Here is a 16,774-nt window from a genome sequence, read left to right as displayed (position 1 = left end):
ATCGAGTATTGAAAGACGTGAACCCCCACAGTTTTAGAGGATCTAATAATACCAGTTGGTCATATCTTGCTGGGAAACTTTGTCGGGTGGCCGATCTCTGGTGTATGATTTACTAGTAATGAAACACTACTCTTCCACATTTCGCGCCAAACTGATTGCTATGGCGGCCTTGCTCCTGCTGATGTTCCAGGTGCAAACTGTGCTTGCCTGCGAAATGATGGAGAGCCCTGAGCCAGCCGCGGAATGCTGTTGTGACCACATGGTTACCAGCTCAGAGCCCGATGAGGTCGACTGCTGTGAATACGACACCCAGGTTTCCCTCAAGACCTCCCTGGATGATCACGAAGTCGCCTTAACCGCTGCCTTCCTCGGCCTTGAACTTCCTCAGCTGGCACCACCGCCCACATACCAGTGGCCGCAAATACTAGCTCCACCGGTGCTCAAGGCGGTTACACCCTTCCAACTAGCCTCCACCTTCCCCGGCAATCGAACCTGGTTAGCCACTCTACGCCTGCGTATTTGATCACTCCCTCTCTCTGATTTGCGCGAAATTTCCCGCAGCATCATTCAACTTTTGTCATTGCTGCTGTTGGGCTTCAGAAAGATTGTTCTAGGAGTGAACCCTTTGATTTCCCTACAAGCCGTTGCTGCCCGTAGCAGCAAAGAAATGGGCAGTGCCTTTGATAGCCAACTTGGCACCCCACACAGCACCGAGCTCGGTACCCAAATTCTGATCCCCTCTGTCTTTGGAGGTGTGCTATGAGCCGCGCAAAAACGCTGAGCCTGGTTTCTTTCGTTTTTTTACTGGCGGCGGCGGGCGCTGCCTTCTATTGGAAGAAAACAGCTGGATTAGCGGTGACCGACCATATTGAGTTTATACCTGCCGGCCCCTTCCAGATTGCTGTAACCGTTGATCCACAGCAGCCCCGCGCCGGTAAGAACCAGATTCGCATCGAAGTTAGGGACAGAGAAAACCGTCCAGTCAGCGGTGCCGAAGTTCGCGCAGTAGCGGAAATGCCCGCGATGGGTGCTATGCCAGCGATGCGCGCCCAAGCGGACATCAACGAGACCAGCCCTGGTATTTTTCAGGGGGAGATAGAGCTCGCGATGGTGGGCTCATGGCCCATGGTGGTAGATGTGGCTACCGGCCACGATCGCCACGTGGACCTGGCCTTTGATATGAGTACCAACCGCAAAGGTTTGCGCTTGAAATCTGCACCTGAGGCCTCCGATACCGCTTACTACACCTGTGCCATGCACCCGTCTGTACGAGCTGCACAGCCAGGCACCTGCCCTATCTGCGGTATGGACTTGCAGCCGGTCAGTCATGATGAGCTTCAAAGCGGCAGTATTGTGGTTGAAAGTGGTCGCCGTCAGGCTATCGGTATCAAAACCGGCACGGTTGAAAGACAGCCATTCGCCCTCCCCATTCACCTGCACGGTCAGGTGACTTACGACGAAACCCGCCTGCGGGATATCAGCCTGCGCTTCGATGGCTGGATTGGCGACCTGGATGCCGACTTTGAGGGCAAGGAAGTTAAACGCGGTGAAGTGCTGTTTTCTGTGTACAGCCCGGAGCTTCTGGCCGTTCAGGATGAATACCTGAAAGCGCGCCGCCGCGGCGATTCCCTGGAAAAAGCCGCACGCCGGCGCCTACTGCTCTGGGGACTCTCAGAGGAGCAAATCGATTGGCTGGTAGAGCAACAGAAAGCACAAGACTATGTACCGATATTCGCTCCGGCCAGTGGCGTGATCATTGAGAAGAATATTGTCGCGGGTTCGGCCTTTCAGAAGGGCGACAACCTGCTGCGTATTGCCGATCTGAGCCAGGTCTGGATAGAAGCCCACGCCTATGAGGACCAGCTGCCACTGCTGGAAAAAGGTATGCCGGCCAAGGTGCGTTTAACCAACGTCTACCACGAGGAAATTCCGGCAACCCTCACGCAGATCGACCCATTTCTAAATCACAGTAACCGCAGTGCGCGGCTGCGCGTAACCCTGCCCAATACTGACGGCGAGCTTCGCCCCGGGCTGTTCGCGGACATTATGTTAAGTGCCAAACTGGGTAATCTGCTAGTGGTTCCCAGGGATTCTGTGCTGATCTCCGGCAAGAAGCGTATCGTTTTCCGTGATCTGGGCCAGGGCCGCCTGGAGCCGGTGCAGGTACGCACCGGTTACGGGGATAGCGAGCGTATTGTGATTCGCTCCGGACTGCAGGAAGGTGACAAAATCGTCACCTCTGGCGTGTTCCTGATCGCGGCAGAGAGTCGCCTGAAATCGGGGGTACAGCAGTGGTAAATACCGAACCCAAAGGGCTGATCGCCCGTATTATTGGGGCCTGCGCTGGCAAGCCGGGGATCACGCTGATCCTTGTGGCGATTGCCGCCCTGGCGGGATACCGGGCCCTAATCAGTGTTCCCCTGGATGCTATCCCGGACCTCTCCGATGCCCAGGTGATCGTCATGACAGACTGGCCCGGCCGCAGTCCAGACCTGGTGGAAGACCAAATCACCTATCCGCTTTCCACCGCTATGCTGGGGTTGCCCAAAGTCAAATATGTCCGCGGCCAGAGCTTTTTTGGGCTCAGTTTTGTCTACGCCATTTTTGAAGACGGCACCGATATTTATTGGGCCCGTTCGCGGGTGCTCGAATATCTCAACCAGGTGGCAGACCAACTCCCCGAGGATGTTCAGCCCACTTTAGGGCCAGACGCTACCGGAGTCGGCTGGGTATTTCAGTATGCATTGGTGGATCGCAGCGGCAAGCAAGATCTGCAAGAACTACGCGCGCTACAGGATTTTAAATTGCGCTATTGGCTCACTTCTGTGGAGGGTGTGGCCGAAGTCGCGTCTATCGGTGGTTATGAGAAGGAATATCAAGTCCAGATCGACCCCCATCGATTGCAGATGTTTAATGTTCCACTGGGCAAAGTGGTCGAAGCCATTCGCCGCAGTAACAACGACACTGGCGGGCGGGTACTGGAGATCGCCGGCCACGAGCATATGGTCCGTGGCCGCGGTTATATCCGCAATGTTTCTGATCTGGAAGAAGTAGTCATTGGGGTAAACGCGGCAAAAATTCCCGTAACCCTGGATCAGGTTGCCGATATTACCTTGGGGCCGGCCATGCAGCGCGGCATTGCCGAGCTGGATGGTGAGGGACAAACCGTCGGCGGTATTGTGGTAATGCGCTACGGTGAAAACGCCCTAAAGGTGATTGAAAGGGTTAAAGAGCGCATCGAACAGATTCGCGCTGGGTTGCCAGAGGGCGTCGAGCTGGTGGTGACTTATGATCGCTCAAAGCTGATTAACAGCGCGATCGACAACCTTAAAAACACCCTGATTGAAGAGATGTTGGTGGTCGCCGCTGTAATCGCCATTTTCCTGCTGCACGCACGCTCTGCTTTGGTCGCGGTTATCACCCTACCCATTGCTGTATTGTTGGCTTTTATTCCACTTTCCCTGCAAGGGTTAACCGCCAATATTATGTCGTTGGGGGGGATTGCTGTCGCCATTGGCGCTATGGTGGATGCCGCCGTGGTGATGGTGGATAACATTCATAAAAAGCTGGCAGCCTCTGGCGATAAGGCATTGTCTACTGCTGAGCGAAGAAGGTTGGTTGTTCGGGCAATGCAGGAAGTGGGGCCGAGCATCTTCTTCTCCCTGATTATTATTACGGTTTCCTTCCTACCGGTGTTTGCACTGGAAGCCACCGAGGGCCGTTTGTTCAAACCCCTCGCCTATACAAAAACCTACAGCATGGCCTTTGCCGCACTGCTGGCGATCACCCTGATCCCGGCACTCGCCGTACTGTTGATGCGTGGCAAGATCCGCACCAAGGAAAACCCGATCACCCGTGCCCTGGTTTTTACACTGCAACCGGTGATCCACTTCTGTGTGCGCCAGCGCAAAATGGTGGCGGCCCTCGCGGTAATCGCCCTGGTTTCCGTGGCCTACCCCATCAGTAAGTTGAGTGGTGAATTTATGCCGCCACTCAATGAGGGTAGCATCCTCTATATGCCCACTGCCCTACCCGGTATGTCTGTGACCGAAGCGGGCAAAGTACTGCAGCAAATGGATGAAGAGCTAAAAACCTTTCCCGAGGTTGAGCACGTGTTCGGTAAAATTGGCCGCTCAAACAGTGCGACTGACTCTGCACCACTCTCCATGGTAGAGACTGTGATTACCCTGAAGCCCAAGGATGCATGGCGGCCCGGCATGACCTGGGATGACTTGCTAGCGGAGATGGATGAGAAACTTCAGTATCCCGGTATGCCGAATATCTGGTGGATGCCCATCCAAACCCGTACCGAAATGCTCGCCACCGGTATTCGCAGCCAACTGGGTATCAAGGTTTTTGGCGATAACCTGGAAGAAATCGAACAAACCGCATTGGCTATTGAGGAAGCCCTGCGCAGCGATCAGCGCACCGCCGATGAAACCCGCAGTGTCTTTGCCGAGCGCCTCACCGGTGGCTACTTTTTGGACTTTGATATCGATCGCGCACGAGCCTCCCGCCACGGTTTAAATGTGCAGGATATCGAAGATGTGATTGCCGCGGCTGCCGGTGGCTTGGCTGCAACCCAGACCGTCGAGGGGCGCGAACGTTACGACGTGCTGGTGCGCTATGCCCGCGACTACCGGGATACCCCAGAACAGCTGGAGCAAATCCTGGTTCCCGCTTCCGATGGTTCCCAGGTGCCTCTCAACCAACTGGCTGATATGGACTTCCGCACTGGCCCGCCCATGATTCGCAATGAAGACGGGCAGTTAGTGGGATTAGTATTTGTCGACCTGAAAGGCGATGTAGGTGTTGCCGACTATGTGAGCCGTGCAAAACAGGTGGTCGCCGACCAAGTCAATTTGGTGCCCGGTCAGCGCATCGCCTGGGCTGGCCAGTATCAATATCTGGAGCGGGCCAAGTCCCGCCTGCAATGGCTGGTGCCCTTGACCTTACTAGCAGTTTGTTTCTTGCTTTACCTGCACCGCGGCAGGCTGTCTGACACCCTGTTTGTACTTACCGCTATGCCGATGGCACTGGTCGGGGCCTTCTGGTTGCTGTATCTGCTTGACTACAAACTCAGCGTCGCCGTATGGGTGGGCATGATCGCTATGGCCGGCCTTGCCGCAGAGATGGGGCTATTGATGCTGCACTATTTATCGGCTGCTGGAACCAATAAGCCGCAGCAAGACAATACCGCTGCAGTCGCACAAGCGGCAGCGGGCCGTATACGGCCAATGTTAATGACCAGCCTCACCTTGTTGATTTCATTAATTCCAGTCATGGTTTCCGATGGCACCGGCGCAGATGTCATGAAACGCATTGCTGCACCCATGGTCGGCGGCACCCTCACGACACTCTTGTTTGTACTGTTGGTTATGCCCGGAGTGTTTTATCAGTGGAAGGCTCGTACAGATAAGGAAAGCTAGAAAAGCGGGGGCATTGGCTCAACTTGGCCCATTGCCCCACCGATTTTCTACTGATCATTTTTCATCAGCGTAAATTACCTATTTGTCAGCTGTGCACTGCTGTAACGGCAGCGGGCAAATAGGTTTCCTCAGAGTTAACTGTTAAAATGCCAGGCAAGATTTGTATTGCCCAGATTGCAACATTGCAGTAATGACAAAAGCTAGAATGTGAAAATCACTTTCCTGGCTGGTTGAGTAATACGCGTATTTGACATTCAACGACTCCAGGATTTACCTTGACTGCCCCCTTTTCCGAACTCCCCTTGAAGCCAGCCCTGCTGAAAAACCTGGCGTCTCTCAACTACACATCAATGACCGAGGTTCAGGCCAAGACACTTCCGCTCATACTCGACGGCAAAGATGTCATTGCACAGGCAAAAACCGGCTCCGGTAAAACGGCAGCCTTCGGTTTGGGGGTGCTGCAGCGGCTCAGTGTTGAGCGATTTCGGATTCAATCGCTGATTCTGTGCCCCACACGGGAACTTGCCGACCAGGTTGCACAGGAACTGCGCCGAATGGCCAGGGCAATACACAACATTAAGATTCTGACCCTGTGTGGCGGCATGCCGTTTGGCCCACAGATTGGCTCCCTGGCGCATGGGGCGCACATTATTGTTGGTACACCAGGGCGCATCGAAGAACACCTGCGTAAGGGAACCCTATCTTTAGAGCATGTCGACACACTCGTCTTTGACGAAGCCGACCGGATGCTCGATATGGGCTTTCAGGACGTTATTGATACCATTCTGGCGCAAGTGCCAGCTCGGCGACAGTCGTTACTGTTCAGCGCGACTTACCCGGATCAAATCGAACGGCTCAGTGCACGAGTTATGCAAAAGCCGGTGATGGTACGCGTTGCGTCCGCGCACAGTGAGGAGGTGATCGAACAACGTTTTTACAAAACTGAGAGTTTCGATGATCGCCTGGGGATGACCCGCCGCATTTTACTCAATGACAGGCCAGTCAATACCCTGATTTTCTGTAACACCAAGCGCGAGACCGATGACGTCGCCAGTGACCTAAAGCAGGCGGGATTCAACGTGCTGGCCCTGCATGGGGATATGGAGCAGCGCCAGCGTAACGAAACCCTGATCCGCTTCGCCAATGGCAGCGCCTCGATTCTGGTGGCCACCGATGTAGCGGCGCGCGGCCTGGATATCGACAAACTGGATGCAGTAATCAACTTTCATATTGCCAAAGATCCGGAAGTACACACCCATCGCATCGGACGGACTGGCCGCGCCGGTGAACGCGGTTGCGCCTACTCCCTGTTTTCCGAGAAGGAAGGCCACAAACTACTGCGAATGGATCTGGCCCAAGACCCGCTATCCGACCCCGATACACCACCGCCTGCTGATATCCTAAGCGAGCCTCCATTTCAGGCACCCATGGCCACCTTGCAAATTGATGGCGGCAAAAAACAAAAAGTCCGCCCCGGCGATATTCTGGGAGCATTAACCGGCGGCGATCGCCCCATCAACGGTAAAGATGTAGGCAAGATCAACGTACTGGATCAAACTGCCTATATTGCGATTAAACGCAATGTGGCATCCCAAGCACTGAAAAAGATCGAAAATGGGAAACTGAAAGGGCGTAAATTCCGGGTGCGACGTATACGAGGCTAAGCTTTAAGGGCCAATGAGTTAGGTCCGTATGGGCCTAACTCCCTGAGCTGGGGATTAGCTTTAAGGTGTGGCGTTAGGTTAGAAAGCCTATAAATACTTAAGTCCTAGCCTTTTTGGAGCTGTATCCATGTCCAAAATATTGATTCCCCTTGCAGATGGCGTTGAAGATATCGAGGCCATTGCTATCTACGACATTTTAAGTCGGACGGATGCGGAGCTAACACTAGCTTCTATTATGCCGAGTAATCGCATCACTACTCTACGAAATCTTGTTATCGAAGCGCCTTATCGTATAGAGGAGTGTTTAAATACCACTTGGAATTTAATAGCTCTGCCAGGAGGTAAGGAAGGTGCCGAGTGTATGCATAACTCGGAACCTCTAATGGAGCTTATCCGCGCACAAATCGAATCCAGCCGTTGGTTAGGGGCAATTTGTACCGCCCCAGTAATCGTACTTGGCCGACATCAGTTAATTACCAATTTTAAAGCAACTTGCTACAAAGCTTTTCGTAGTGAGCTTAGTCAATATGTAAGGGAAGTCAGCGATCAGCGAGTGGTTGTTGACCGTAACTTAGTGACCAGCCAATCACCAGGAACCGCGATAGAGTTCGCACTTGCACTCGTAACCTGCTTGTTTGGGGAAGAGCGAACACACTCTATTGCTCACACTATGAATGTCTTATTACCAGGTAAGTAATCTAACATTATCCTGACATTCAGTTTTTCAATCGAATTCCACTCTGCCGAGCTACTCGGACTCCGCTGAAACTAACAAATCAAAATCTGACTTTCGCAAACGCCTCTCTAGAAAACTCAAAAACAAATCTATTTTTTTTGAGCTATTACGCCTAACTTTATACAGAGCGCCAACTACTTGAACCTCTTGCTTTAAATTAGGAAATATCTCTATTAGTTGACCGCATTTAATGGCTGGCTGACAGAAATAAGAAGGCAATATAGCAATACCATTGCCATTTATTGCCGCAGCGCGAATATGAGTGGTCTTGTTAGAAACAAGATTACCCTTAAACTGATAGAACTTGCCATTGAATAGCCACCCATCTTTCAAACCATTAAGCCTGGCCAACAAAATATTATGTTTTCCGAGTTCTTCGATTGAGCCTGGATGCCCTTTCTTTTTTAAATATTCAAGAGATGCCACAAAAATGGGGTGAATATGAAAAAGTGGCAACGCATAAAACTGGCTATCTGGTATTGCCGACCAAACACGGATGGCAATATCGATATCATCCTCAACCATATCCAAATGGTGTGGCGTAAAGATCAGTTCGAGATTAAAGTCTGGAAAGGTTTCTTGAAAGTCAATACATATCTGGCTAAAGACATTTTCACCCAATGTTTCAGGGAAGGTTAAGCGCAATTTGCCTCGGTCCAAGGCCCCAATTTCAGCAACCCGATCTTCCAGGTCAGTAAAGGCATTGATTATCTGCTGCCCTTGCTGGTAAACAAGCCTGCCTGCATCGGTTACCGAGACCGATCTGGTTGTTCGGATCAATAGTACCTGGCCCAGCACCTGCTCCAATTGAGCCAGTGTCTTGCTCACAGTTGGCGCTGACAAGCCCAAATGGCTACCGGCTTTGCTTAGAGAGCCATGATCCACTACCGCACAAAAGACACTGATCAAGTGGTACTTATCATATTCCCGCCGCACCGACTATTTCCTTAAAGCTAATTATGACTTTCCGCTGATAATCTTTATTAAGATCGGCCAAATAGTAAACTTTAAACCCATACTAATCCACTCTGGAAATTAACTCATGAATCACTTAACTTGTCACTGTGGGGCTATTCATTACAAACTTTTCAATAGCTCAGTTTCCCCTAAGGTAGCTGGGGCAATAAGTCTTGTTCAGACTTCCAATCCAGCGTTCATTGAAGATGCCACAAAACAGCTCAATACCTATTCTTTTAAATCTGGACCAGTAAAAGAATATGGATTTTGTAGTCGGTGTGGTGCGGGTATATATCAAACAGATCGCCGTGGACAAACCCATCTCGTAATACATAGCCAGCAAAATTATCAAGCCGACTATAGTGGAATTCTGAGCTTTGGTTTTTAATTAGCCTTATCAATCCTTCAGACAGAAAATTAACTTAGTCCGTCACTCTCTAGGATTCGCTGTTGCATAAAGGTGTGCATGTGGTTAAACCTCATCGAATGGTTGATCACCCAGCTCCTCAAGAATGTGATTGATAAAGCTGGTAATACGTGATGAAAGTGCCGTGTTACGGTAGTACACCGCATTAATAGATTGTTTCATGTCTAAGGTTTCACTAGAGAATAGCTGCACCAATCGCCCAGCTTGGCGATCTCTCTTGGTCATAAAGTCTGATAAACATACGATTCCTGCATCTGATAGTGCTAGTTGCCGTAAAGTCTCGCCACTAGATGAAGTAATCGTTGGCTTAATGTGCAGTATGTCCCCACTCTGCTCATACAAGGGCCATTTGTTGAGTGATTCAGGCTTTGTGAAACCAAGCAAGGTGTGTTGGGCGAGTTGCTCCACATCCTCCGGGGTACCATGTTGTTGCAAGTAGCCAGGACTGGATAGAATTCGAACTCTGCTAGAACCTATTGGCCGGGCATATAAGGTTGAGTCTTGGAGCTTACCGATACGAATAGCCACATCAGTGCGCTTCTCTATCAAATCGGTTATCCCCTCATTACTGTTTAGCTCAAGCTCTATCTGAGGGTATTTAGTTCGAAAGCTATTTACCATAGGTGCTATTACATGCAGCATAAATGGTGTGGCGGCGTCTATACGCAGAAGACCAGAGGGGTGCTTTTTGCGGGCCGCCATCTGCTCCTCGGCCTCTTCCACTGAGATGAGAATATCCCGTGCATATTTGAGGAAAGCTTGCCCCTCCTCTGTTAATTCCAGACGCCTGGTAGTGCGCTGTAGCAATGTAGTTTGCAGTTTATTCTCCAAACGGCCTAATGCACGGCTAACCCCGGAGACAGTCTGCTCTAACCGTTCCGCAGCCGAAGTGATCGAAGCGGTATCTACCACAGTGGTAAATACCTGGAGCTCTTGAAGGGTAACCTGCATTGTTGACCTTAAATCAATAGTATATTGCCTATATGCGGCTTTTTCATCAAAAGCTATTACCCCACACTGACTCCATCGACCCACTACCGTCGGCTACTACAAACAGGCCATATCGCCATAGTAATCAGCTGCAGTTTTTATGCTAAGTACATTGGTAACGGGACGTAACTGGCTAGTCAGGCATTTTTAACCGCCCGACCACATAGTCAAAACCTCTTAAGTTAAGAATTTCATTGATGGGAGAAGCAAGTGAAGCTGAAAAATCTATTGCCCAGTAAGCTCGGATTTGGCACAGCACCTCTTGGCAATATGTTCCGCGAGATTCCGGATGCTGAAGCCTTAGCAACGGTACAGGCGGCCTGGAATAGCGGTATCAGGTATTTTGACAATGCGCCATTCTATGGAGCCGGTCTTGCAGAAATTCGTATGGGTGAGGCGTTGTCTAGCTTCCCACGCGAAGACTATGTTATCAGCACCAAAGTTGGCCGCTTAATTTTGGATGAAGTTGAAGATGTAGCGAACCGAGATATTCAAGATAAGCGTGAGATATTCAAGCATGGCCGCCCCAATAAGGTTGTTAATGACTACTCATACGATGCAACAATGCGCTCGATAGAAGGCAGCCTCAAGCGGTTAAAGACCGACCGTATTGAAATTGCATGGGTTCACGATGTTGCCCAGGATTTCTATGGTGACGAATGGCTTGGTATTTTTGAAAGCGCGCGGAAAGGTGCTTTCAGGGCTCTCGATAAACTGCGTGATGAAGGCGTAATTCAAGCTTGGGGCCTGGGAGTAAATAGAGTGGAGCCGATTGAAATACTTCTTGATCTTGAGGAACCCCGCCCCGATGGCTTTTTACTCGCTGGCCGCTACAGCTTGCTGGATCACTCTCGAGCTCTCCAGAGAGTAATACCACAGATAATAGAACGCGACCTCGGTATCGTAGCTGGAGGCCCCTATAGCTCCGGAGCGCTAGTCGGAGGACCAAATTTTGAGTACGCGCCGGCATCAGACTCGATACTGCAAAAAGTTTCCAAAATAAAAGCGATTGGCGATAAGTACGGAGTTAGCACTAAGGCTATTGGTTTGCAATTTGTACTGGCTAATCCAGCCATTGCTGCGGTGATACCAGGTGCGAGCAAACCTAGTAGGATCAAAGAAGATATTGAGGCTTTGGAAACTAATATCCCTGATGCACTTTGGCAAGAATTGCGTCAAGAACATCTTGTCGATGACTCCGCTCCACTGCCAAATGGAAAGTAAGGGTAAATATCAATAGCTATAGAATACTAATTCCAGCCAATAAACATTGTTGGTGAAATTATTAGGAATAATTTAACTTAATGTTTTGTCGTTAGAACTTGATCTGACAGTAACCGGTTTTTTTATAAGTTGCTCTGCCAGGTCAAGTTCAGCTTCCCAATCATTTACTTTACTCAATAATCTCTATAGCCAACTGACTATAAAAATTTTAAACACAACGGATAGAAGCAAAATTTATGCAAGCCTGCAATTTTGCATGGCAACTTAATAAAGTTAAAATAATTATCAGAAATCCTTGTAAATTGGGAATTCCCAGATATAAAAAGTATATACACTTTCAGAATCTCACAACTTAACCTAAAAAAAGTTCCAAAACCTACTAGCAATTGGCCCCAGAGCACGTTCTCTATTGCGGATAATACATAAATCAAAACTACTAAATGCCTTGATGCCTTCGACATTGATTGGGACGAGTAAGCTCTTCTTCAGCTCATCCTCTATAAAATGCCTGGGAATTCTCCCCCAACCAAGTCCAGCAAGAGTCAATTCTTTTTTTGTATGGTAATCATTAACAAGCCACCTGCGCCCAACTTCTAGCAAGCTAATATTTCCTTTGTTTCCCGAGTGGCCGGTATCCCTCACAACAATTTGCGGTAACTGTGCAGCTTCCAACTGTGAGACACTTTCCCCTGGGAGGACCCCAGGCGCCACTACATTCACAAGCTCAACCTCCCCTATTTTCTTCCATTCATGTTTACTCTCAACACCGTATAAAGTAGCGAATGCTAGATCAGCTTCATTATTATCGACACGTTCCATAACACCCGATAATAGTTCAGTACTAATACTGAAATCTGTATTGGGAAAAGACAACACTATGGGTTTGATCTGTTTTAATAAAGGAGATAGCTCAACAATACCGCTGATGACCACGGTGAATTTTGGCTCGATTCCCGCTCCAAGCTGGTGTCCCATTACGGAGAGCTGTTCAAGGCTCTGAATAACGCGCTTAGACTGCTTATAAAAAGCCTCCCCCTGCTTTGTAAGACTTGGACGATAGCTATCCCTATGGAATAAGGGAAAGCCAAACTCTTCTTCCAACTTCTTAATTGCATTACTGATTGTCGGCTGGGTTTTGAAAATGGTCTTTGCCGCACCTCGAAAACTGCCCTGTTCAACTACAGCGATAAACATCTTGAGTTGTTCCTGGGTCATAACAAAACCTGATTCAACTGATTAATCATGTTGATACAAATATACCATTATCTATCTATCGTATACATAATTATCCTACGCCCTATCAACACAAGCAGAGTTAAGCGATATGGCTAAGAATCATCTAAATCTGAGTCTTTTTTCATCAGGAAATCTCGGATCAATAGAAACTGACAACCGTGTCATCATGGCTGCGTTGACACGTGCTCGAGTTGGAAGGGATGGCGTACCTACAGACATCAATGCCAAGTATTACGCCCAACGAGCCGGTGCAGCAATGATCATCTCTGAAGCCACAGCGATTTCAGCTCAAGGGCTCGGATGGGTAGATACCCCTGGTATTTTTACGCAAGAACAAATCAAAGGCTGGCAAAAGGTTACCGATGCTGTACATCGCCGTGGTGGGAAGATTTTCATCCAACTTTGGCATATGGGCCGAGAAGTGCACCCCGATCTTATCGGAGGCCAGGCTCCCGTAGCGCCCTCAGCAATCGCTGCAGAAGGCGCAGCACATACTTATGAAGGAAAGAAACCTTACGCAATGCCCAGAGCCCTAACTCACAATGAGATTCAAGGCATTATCGCGGATTACAAACAGGCGGCTAAGAATGCTCTCAAAGCCGGTTTTGATGGAGTCGAGCTCCACGCTGCAGGGCCTTACCTGCCGGCTCAATTTCTACATGACAGCAGTAATCAGCGCACCGATGCTTACGGGGGGAGTATAGAAAACAGAGCTCGCTTCACCTTTGAAGTTCTATCGGCACTGTGTGAAGTCTGGGGGTCTGACAGAGTCGGTATCAAGCTATCACCAGAGATTAGCTTGGTAGACAGCCGCGCTCAAGAAACCTACTTATATATTGTCAGTCAACTCAGTAGATATAACCTGGCTTACTTACAGATGATGGAGCGGGCATGGGATAGAAATGAGCAACCATCCATTGACCATACCCAGCTGCGTGATGCTTACAAAGGTTGCTACGTTGCCAATGGTATGTATGACTCGGAATCTGCAAACAACGCTATTGCCGATGGCACAGCCGATTACATTTCATTTGGACGCCTCTTTATATCAAATCCTGACCTAGTAGCGCGCCTGTCAAGTAATGGGCCCTATAACGAAGAAGATATGTCTTCATTTTTTTCCGGTGATGCACGGGGATATGTGGACTACCCATCTTTATCCGAGCAAAGCGCTTAAGCATCAATTTATTATTTGTATTTTGGACACAGCTATGGAAAAAATTCTGATTACCGGCGGAACTGGAAACAACGGCAAAGCCATTCTTGAGAATCTCGCCAACACCAATATGCCTGTTAGAGCTATGTTACGTGATATTTCGAAAGCGCCAATAAGGGCTAAGAATATCAGCTACGTAAAGGGGGACTATGAAGATGAACACTCTCTATTAGAGGCGCTGAATGGTATTGAATCAGCCTTTTTGGTTACCGCGTTCGAATCCTCATTCACCAAGAAACATGCCGCTTTTATCCGTGTAGCTGAGCAAGCCGGTGTCAAGCATATAGTGCAACTCTCCGGTTTAGGGGCCGATGTAAGTTCGCCTATAGATATAGCAAGATGGTTAGGAGAGGCAGAAGACTACCTTTTTCAATCCACTTTAAACTGGACGATACTACAACCCGCCAGCTTTAACAGCAATTTCTTCGCTTCGGCCGATGAAGTTGCCAACTTAAGTACTATTAGTGCGCCTTTTGGCTCCGAACCGGGCGCAACCGTTGTGACGGTCGATCATCAAGACATTGCCGATGTGGCAACAAAAATCTTAATGGAACCAAATTTACATAAAGGAAAGAAATATATTCTCACTGGTCCGGAAAAATTAACTTATAGCGATATAGCACAGATCTTATCTGAGGAGTTAGACAGAGAAATTAAATACATGCCCATCAGCGATGAAACTGCAAGGCTGGGATTACTCAATTCTGGAATTCCAGAGAGCGACATTGATGCCTTAGCACAACTTTGGCCAGTAACTCGCGAATGGGGCCATACCTTTGAACTTTCGGACCATACAGAAAAACTACTGGGTAGAGGGGCAACCTCAATTAGAGCCTTTTTCCGCAGTGAGATACATCGATTTAAGAAAAAAGAACTCTAGATAAGTAGTTACCCCATTGGAAAGTTAGTGTTTAACAATGAGCACTAACTTTCCAACGATGCCAATAATCTTTGATAAGTAGAAATGAAAGGCATTCTTCAGTATGACGCTTCCGATGGTTGTGTCTTTTTTCAGCACCAATGGCTGTAGACCTCGGGATAAGAATTGAACCGCAGCGGTAATGCCGATAGGATCGGCACCGATAACAATCACATCATGGAGGTTTTTCATTACCTGTGGCAGTGCCCCGCTAAGAAACACCCCCACCCATCGCAGGCTGGGCGTCACTGTTCTTAGAGCCCGAGTTACAACCTTTAGACTCCAGGTAGGCTTTATCATAAACAAACCGTTCAAAGCCTGATTTCTCCAATAGGAACCCAGCCAATCTCCCCAAGACCAACATTAACTAACATGTAAAAAATTTCTACAACACTGATCTTGCACTATGAACCTTTTTGTTTTCCAAGTTTATTAATAAGGAATTTTGCACGCTCCACGGTTTCAACTAATTTCTTGGGTACAGCATTGTCTTCCCAGTCCTGCATAAAGACCACAGACAAACCGCTATTAAGATCACTAAACCCATATTGCCCATAGGAACCAGCTGTGTAGATGACATTGTATTCTGGCAAGTACCAGGCTTGAGACCCATATGCCACAGGAGTACCCAACGCAGTGGCAAGTGCCTTGCCACTTTCAGATTTAGCAAGAAGGTCCTTATCAAGATTTTTTACTGAATCATAAAAGCTCTTTGGAGCCTTGCCCTGGGCAATCCACTGATGAAAAAGTGCATAGTCGCGTAGGGTAGTACTGATACCATAGGAAGGGCTAGCAGTACCATCAACGGTTAAGGCAATGGAGCCAGAACTATTTGCCCCAAAATCATTAAAGAGATCCGAAAGAAGCTTGTTGAATGGGTGCCCTGAAACTTCTTCTGCAAGTATGGCTAATAGATCGGTGTTTTTATCATTATATGTATATACTTTGCCCGATTCATTCTGGACTTTAGCATTCTTGATGGCACTGCGATGTCCAGTTGGTTTACCCGGCTTTAAGCCTTGCTCAACCTCAAATAAATAGGCTTCACCTCCTGGCACGTGATAATCTGTCGCGGGTAATAAGCCAGAGGTCATATCAAGCACCTCTTGCACCTTGGCTTTTCCAATTTTTGAACCAGCAAAATCCGAGAGATAATCTCCAATCGTCAAATTAGGATCTATCTTACCCTTATCAATCAGCTTTGAGATAATGACTCCTGCATAAGTTTTGGAGGCGGATTGCAAAAGCTGAGTTTGATTGTGATCAAGTCCATTATCATAAAACTCCGCGATAATTTTATTATCTTTCATAACCAGAAAACCTTTTGTTTGAGTGGCATTTAGCGACTCAACGAAAGGCCAGCCCTTGTGGATTTCCAGACTTATATTAAAGGGCTCTTTAACTACCTCCAGATTGGATGGTTTATCTGCACCCATTATATGCACCGTGCCAAAGATGCCATAGTCATCCCAGTGCATGGATGTATATCTGTAATATGGCCAAGTTTGCATATTATTTTGATTAATATCAGATAGATCAAACGGCCGATAAAAATCATTGAGCGTAACTTTTTCTTTAGCTAGAGCAGATGGAAAAGAACTAATCGCCAAGATCATTGCTACACACCCATACTTCAAACATATTCCACCATTTCTCATTGGATTTATCGTTGTTGACATAAAAAAGAACTCGTTGCTGTTTAGCCTGACACGACCTCAATTAACACATCTTCCAAAATCGAAGCAGAATGAAAATTTCAATTTAAATTTAGATACAGAAAAATGTACTTAACATGACCTACAACCAAGTGACCGGGAGTTGCACGATTCTTGGCTTCAGGAGGGCGCTCACAGGTGGATATCATTTCAACGGTACTCAACTTCGGCAGCTCTTCTGTGGAAGCCCTCTTCGCATGTCGCATGCTGTATTTTGACCTAAAGTCATTCACCAGCTGCTTATTAAGTACGCATCTAGAT

General features: G+C 48.3%; 14 protein-coding genes. 9 read left to right on the top strand and 5 right to left on the bottom strand.

Annotated elements, in window-relative coordinates:
• Positions 1-118: 118 nt before the first annotated feature.
• The 5 genes from ACJJIO_RS19615 to ACJJIO_RS19595 all read left to right on the top strand — a co-directional run bounded on the left by ACJJIO_RS19615 (position 119) and on the right by ACJJIO_RS19595 (position 7,790).
• The gene (locus ACJJIO_RS19615; RefSeq protein WP_444909539.1) at positions 119-523 is read left to right on the top strand and encodes a hypothetical protein; all 405 of its coding nucleotides are present in this window, start codon (positions 119-121) and stop codon (positions 521-523) included.
• A gap of 236 nt (positions 524-759) precedes the next feature.
• On the top strand, positions 760-2,298 hold the full coding sequence (locus ACJJIO_RS19610; RefSeq protein ID WP_444886270.1) for an efflux RND transporter periplasmic adaptor subunit: 1,539 nt from the start codon (positions 760-762) through the stop codon (positions 2,296-2,298).
• The gene (locus ACJJIO_RS19605) at positions 2,292-5,429 is read left to right on the top strand and encodes an efflux RND transporter permease subunit (protein ID WP_444909538.1); all 3,138 of its coding nucleotides are present in this window, start codon (positions 2,292-2,294) and stop codon (positions 5,427-5,429) included. The genes ACJJIO_RS19610 and ACJJIO_RS19605 overlap by 7 nt, the downstream gene beginning before the upstream one ends.
• Positions 5,430-5,704: 275 nt before the next feature.
• The gene (dbpA, locus tag ACJJIO_RS19600) at positions 5,705-7,093 is read left to right on the top strand and encodes an ATP-dependent RNA helicase DbpA (RefSeq protein ID WP_444909537.1); all 1,389 of its coding nucleotides are present in this window, start codon (positions 5,705-5,707) and stop codon (positions 7,091-7,093) included.
• A gap of 127 nt (positions 7,094-7,220) precedes the next feature.
• Positions 7,221-7,790: a DJ-1 family glyoxalase III gene (locus ACJJIO_RS19595; protein WP_444886273.1), complete on the top strand. Its 570-nt coding sequence runs from the start codon at positions 7,221-7,223 to the stop codon at positions 7,788-7,790.
• 51 nt (positions 7,791-7,841) lie between these two features.
• On the opposite strand, the gene ACJJIO_RS19590 is transcribed toward ACJJIO_RS19595, so the two are convergent.
• A complete protein-coding gene (locus tag ACJJIO_RS19590) occupies positions 7,842-8,765 on the bottom strand; it encodes a LysR family transcriptional regulator (RefSeq protein WP_444909536.1) in 924 nt (307 codons plus the stop codon).
• 106 nt (positions 8,766-8,871) lie between these two features.
• On the opposite strand from ACJJIO_RS19590, the gene ACJJIO_RS19585 reads away from it, so the two are divergent.
• Positions 8,872-9,174, top strand: coding sequence for a hypothetical protein (locus ACJJIO_RS19585; protein ID WP_444909535.1), 303 nt, complete (start codon positions 8,872-8,874; stop codon positions 9,172-9,174).
• Positions 9,175-9,258: 84 nt separating this feature from the next.
• Here ACJJIO_RS19585 and ACJJIO_RS19580 read toward each other — a convergent pair whose 3' ends face one another.
• On the bottom strand, positions 9,259-10,164 hold the full coding sequence (locus tag ACJJIO_RS19580) for a LysR substrate-binding domain-containing protein (protein WP_444909534.1): 906 nt from the start codon (positions 10,162-10,164) through the stop codon (positions 9,259-9,261).
• Positions 10,165-10,413: 249 nt separating this feature from the next.
• Here ACJJIO_RS19580 and ACJJIO_RS19575 point away from each other — a divergent pair, with 249 nt between their 5' ends.
• Complete coding sequence (locus ACJJIO_RS19575) at positions 10,414-11,427, top strand: aldo/keto reductase (RefSeq protein WP_444909533.1); 1,014 nt, start codon at positions 10,414-10,416, stop codon at positions 11,425-11,427.
• A 357-nt stretch (positions 11,428-11,784) separates the two neighbouring features.
• Here ACJJIO_RS19575 and ACJJIO_RS19570 read toward each other — a convergent pair whose 3' ends face one another.
• Positions 11,785-12,642: a LysR family transcriptional regulator gene (locus ACJJIO_RS19570; RefSeq protein ID WP_444909532.1), complete on the bottom strand. Its 858-nt coding sequence runs from the start codon at positions 12,640-12,642 to the stop codon at positions 11,785-11,787.
• Between the two features lie 109 nt (positions 12,643-12,751).
• Here ACJJIO_RS19570 and ACJJIO_RS19565 point away from each other — a divergent pair, with 109 nt between their 5' ends.
• Both ACJJIO_RS19565 and ACJJIO_RS19560 read left to right on the top strand, forming a co-directional pair.
• Entirely contained in the window at positions 12,752-13,840 is a 1,089-nt protein-coding gene (locus ACJJIO_RS19565; protein WP_444909531.1) for an alkene reductase, read from the top strand.
• A 34-nt stretch (positions 13,841-13,874) separates the two neighbouring features.
• Positions 13,875-14,759: an SDR family oxidoreductase gene (locus ACJJIO_RS19560; RefSeq protein ID WP_444909530.1), complete on the top strand. Its 885-nt coding sequence runs from the start codon at positions 13,875-13,877 to the stop codon at positions 14,757-14,759.
• 24 nt (positions 14,760-14,783) lie between these two features.
• On the opposite strand, the gene ACJJIO_RS19555 is transcribed toward ACJJIO_RS19560, so the two are convergent.
• Positions 14,784-15,113, bottom strand: a complete 330-nt coding sequence (locus ACJJIO_RS19555; protein WP_444909529.1) for a hypothetical protein — start codon at positions 15,111-15,113, stop codon at positions 14,784-14,786.
• An 89-nt stretch (positions 15,114-15,202) separates the two neighbouring features.
• Positions 15,203-16,414, bottom strand: coding sequence for a serine hydrolase domain-containing protein (locus ACJJIO_RS19550; protein WP_444909528.1), 1,212 nt, complete (start codon positions 16,412-16,414; stop codon positions 15,203-15,205).
• Positions 16,415-16,774: the final 360 nt, after the last annotated feature.

This window comes from Microbulbifer mixtoriginis (SeqCode) (assembly GCF_052467235.1).
The sequence above is the reverse complement of the archived record's forward strand: the minus strand, read 5'-3'. Positions and strand labels throughout refer to the sequence as shown.

Bases quoted from the DNA above. Each gene is read 5' to 3' on its own strand.
- ACJJIO_RS19615 (WP_444909539.1), top strand. From the start codon at position 119: ATGAAACACTACTCTTCCACATTTCGCGCCAAACTGATTGCTATGGCG.
- ACJJIO_RS19610 (WP_444886270.1), top strand. From the start codon at position 760: ATGAGCCGCGCAAAAACGCTGAGCCTGGTTTCTTTCGTTTTTTTACTG.
- ACJJIO_RS19595 (WP_444886273.1), top strand. From the start codon at position 7,221: ATGTCCAAAATATTGATTCCCCTTGCAGATGGCGTTGAAGATATCGAG.
- ACJJIO_RS19585 (WP_444909535.1), top strand. From the start codon at position 8,872: ATGAATCACTTAACTTGTCACTGTGGGGCTATTCATTACAAACTTTTC.
- ACJJIO_RS19580 (WP_444909534.1), bottom strand. From the start codon at position 10,164: ATGCAGGTTACCCTTCAAGAGCTCCAGGTATTTACCACTGTGGTAGAT.
- ACJJIO_RS19570 (WP_444909532.1), bottom strand. From the start codon at position 12,642: ATGACCCAGGAACAACTCAAGATGTTTATCGCTGTAGTTGAACAGGGC.
- ACJJIO_RS19565 (WP_444909531.1), top strand. From the start codon at position 12,752: ATGGCTAAGAATCATCTAAATCTGAGTCTTTTTTCATCAGGAAATCTC.
- ACJJIO_RS19560 (WP_444909530.1), top strand. From the start codon at position 13,875: ATGGAAAAAATTCTGATTACCGGCGGAACTGGAAACAACGGCAAAGCC.
- ACJJIO_RS19550 (WP_444909528.1), bottom strand. From the start codon at position 16,414: ATGATCTTGGCGATTAGTTCTTTTCCATCTGCTCTAGCTAAAGAAAAA.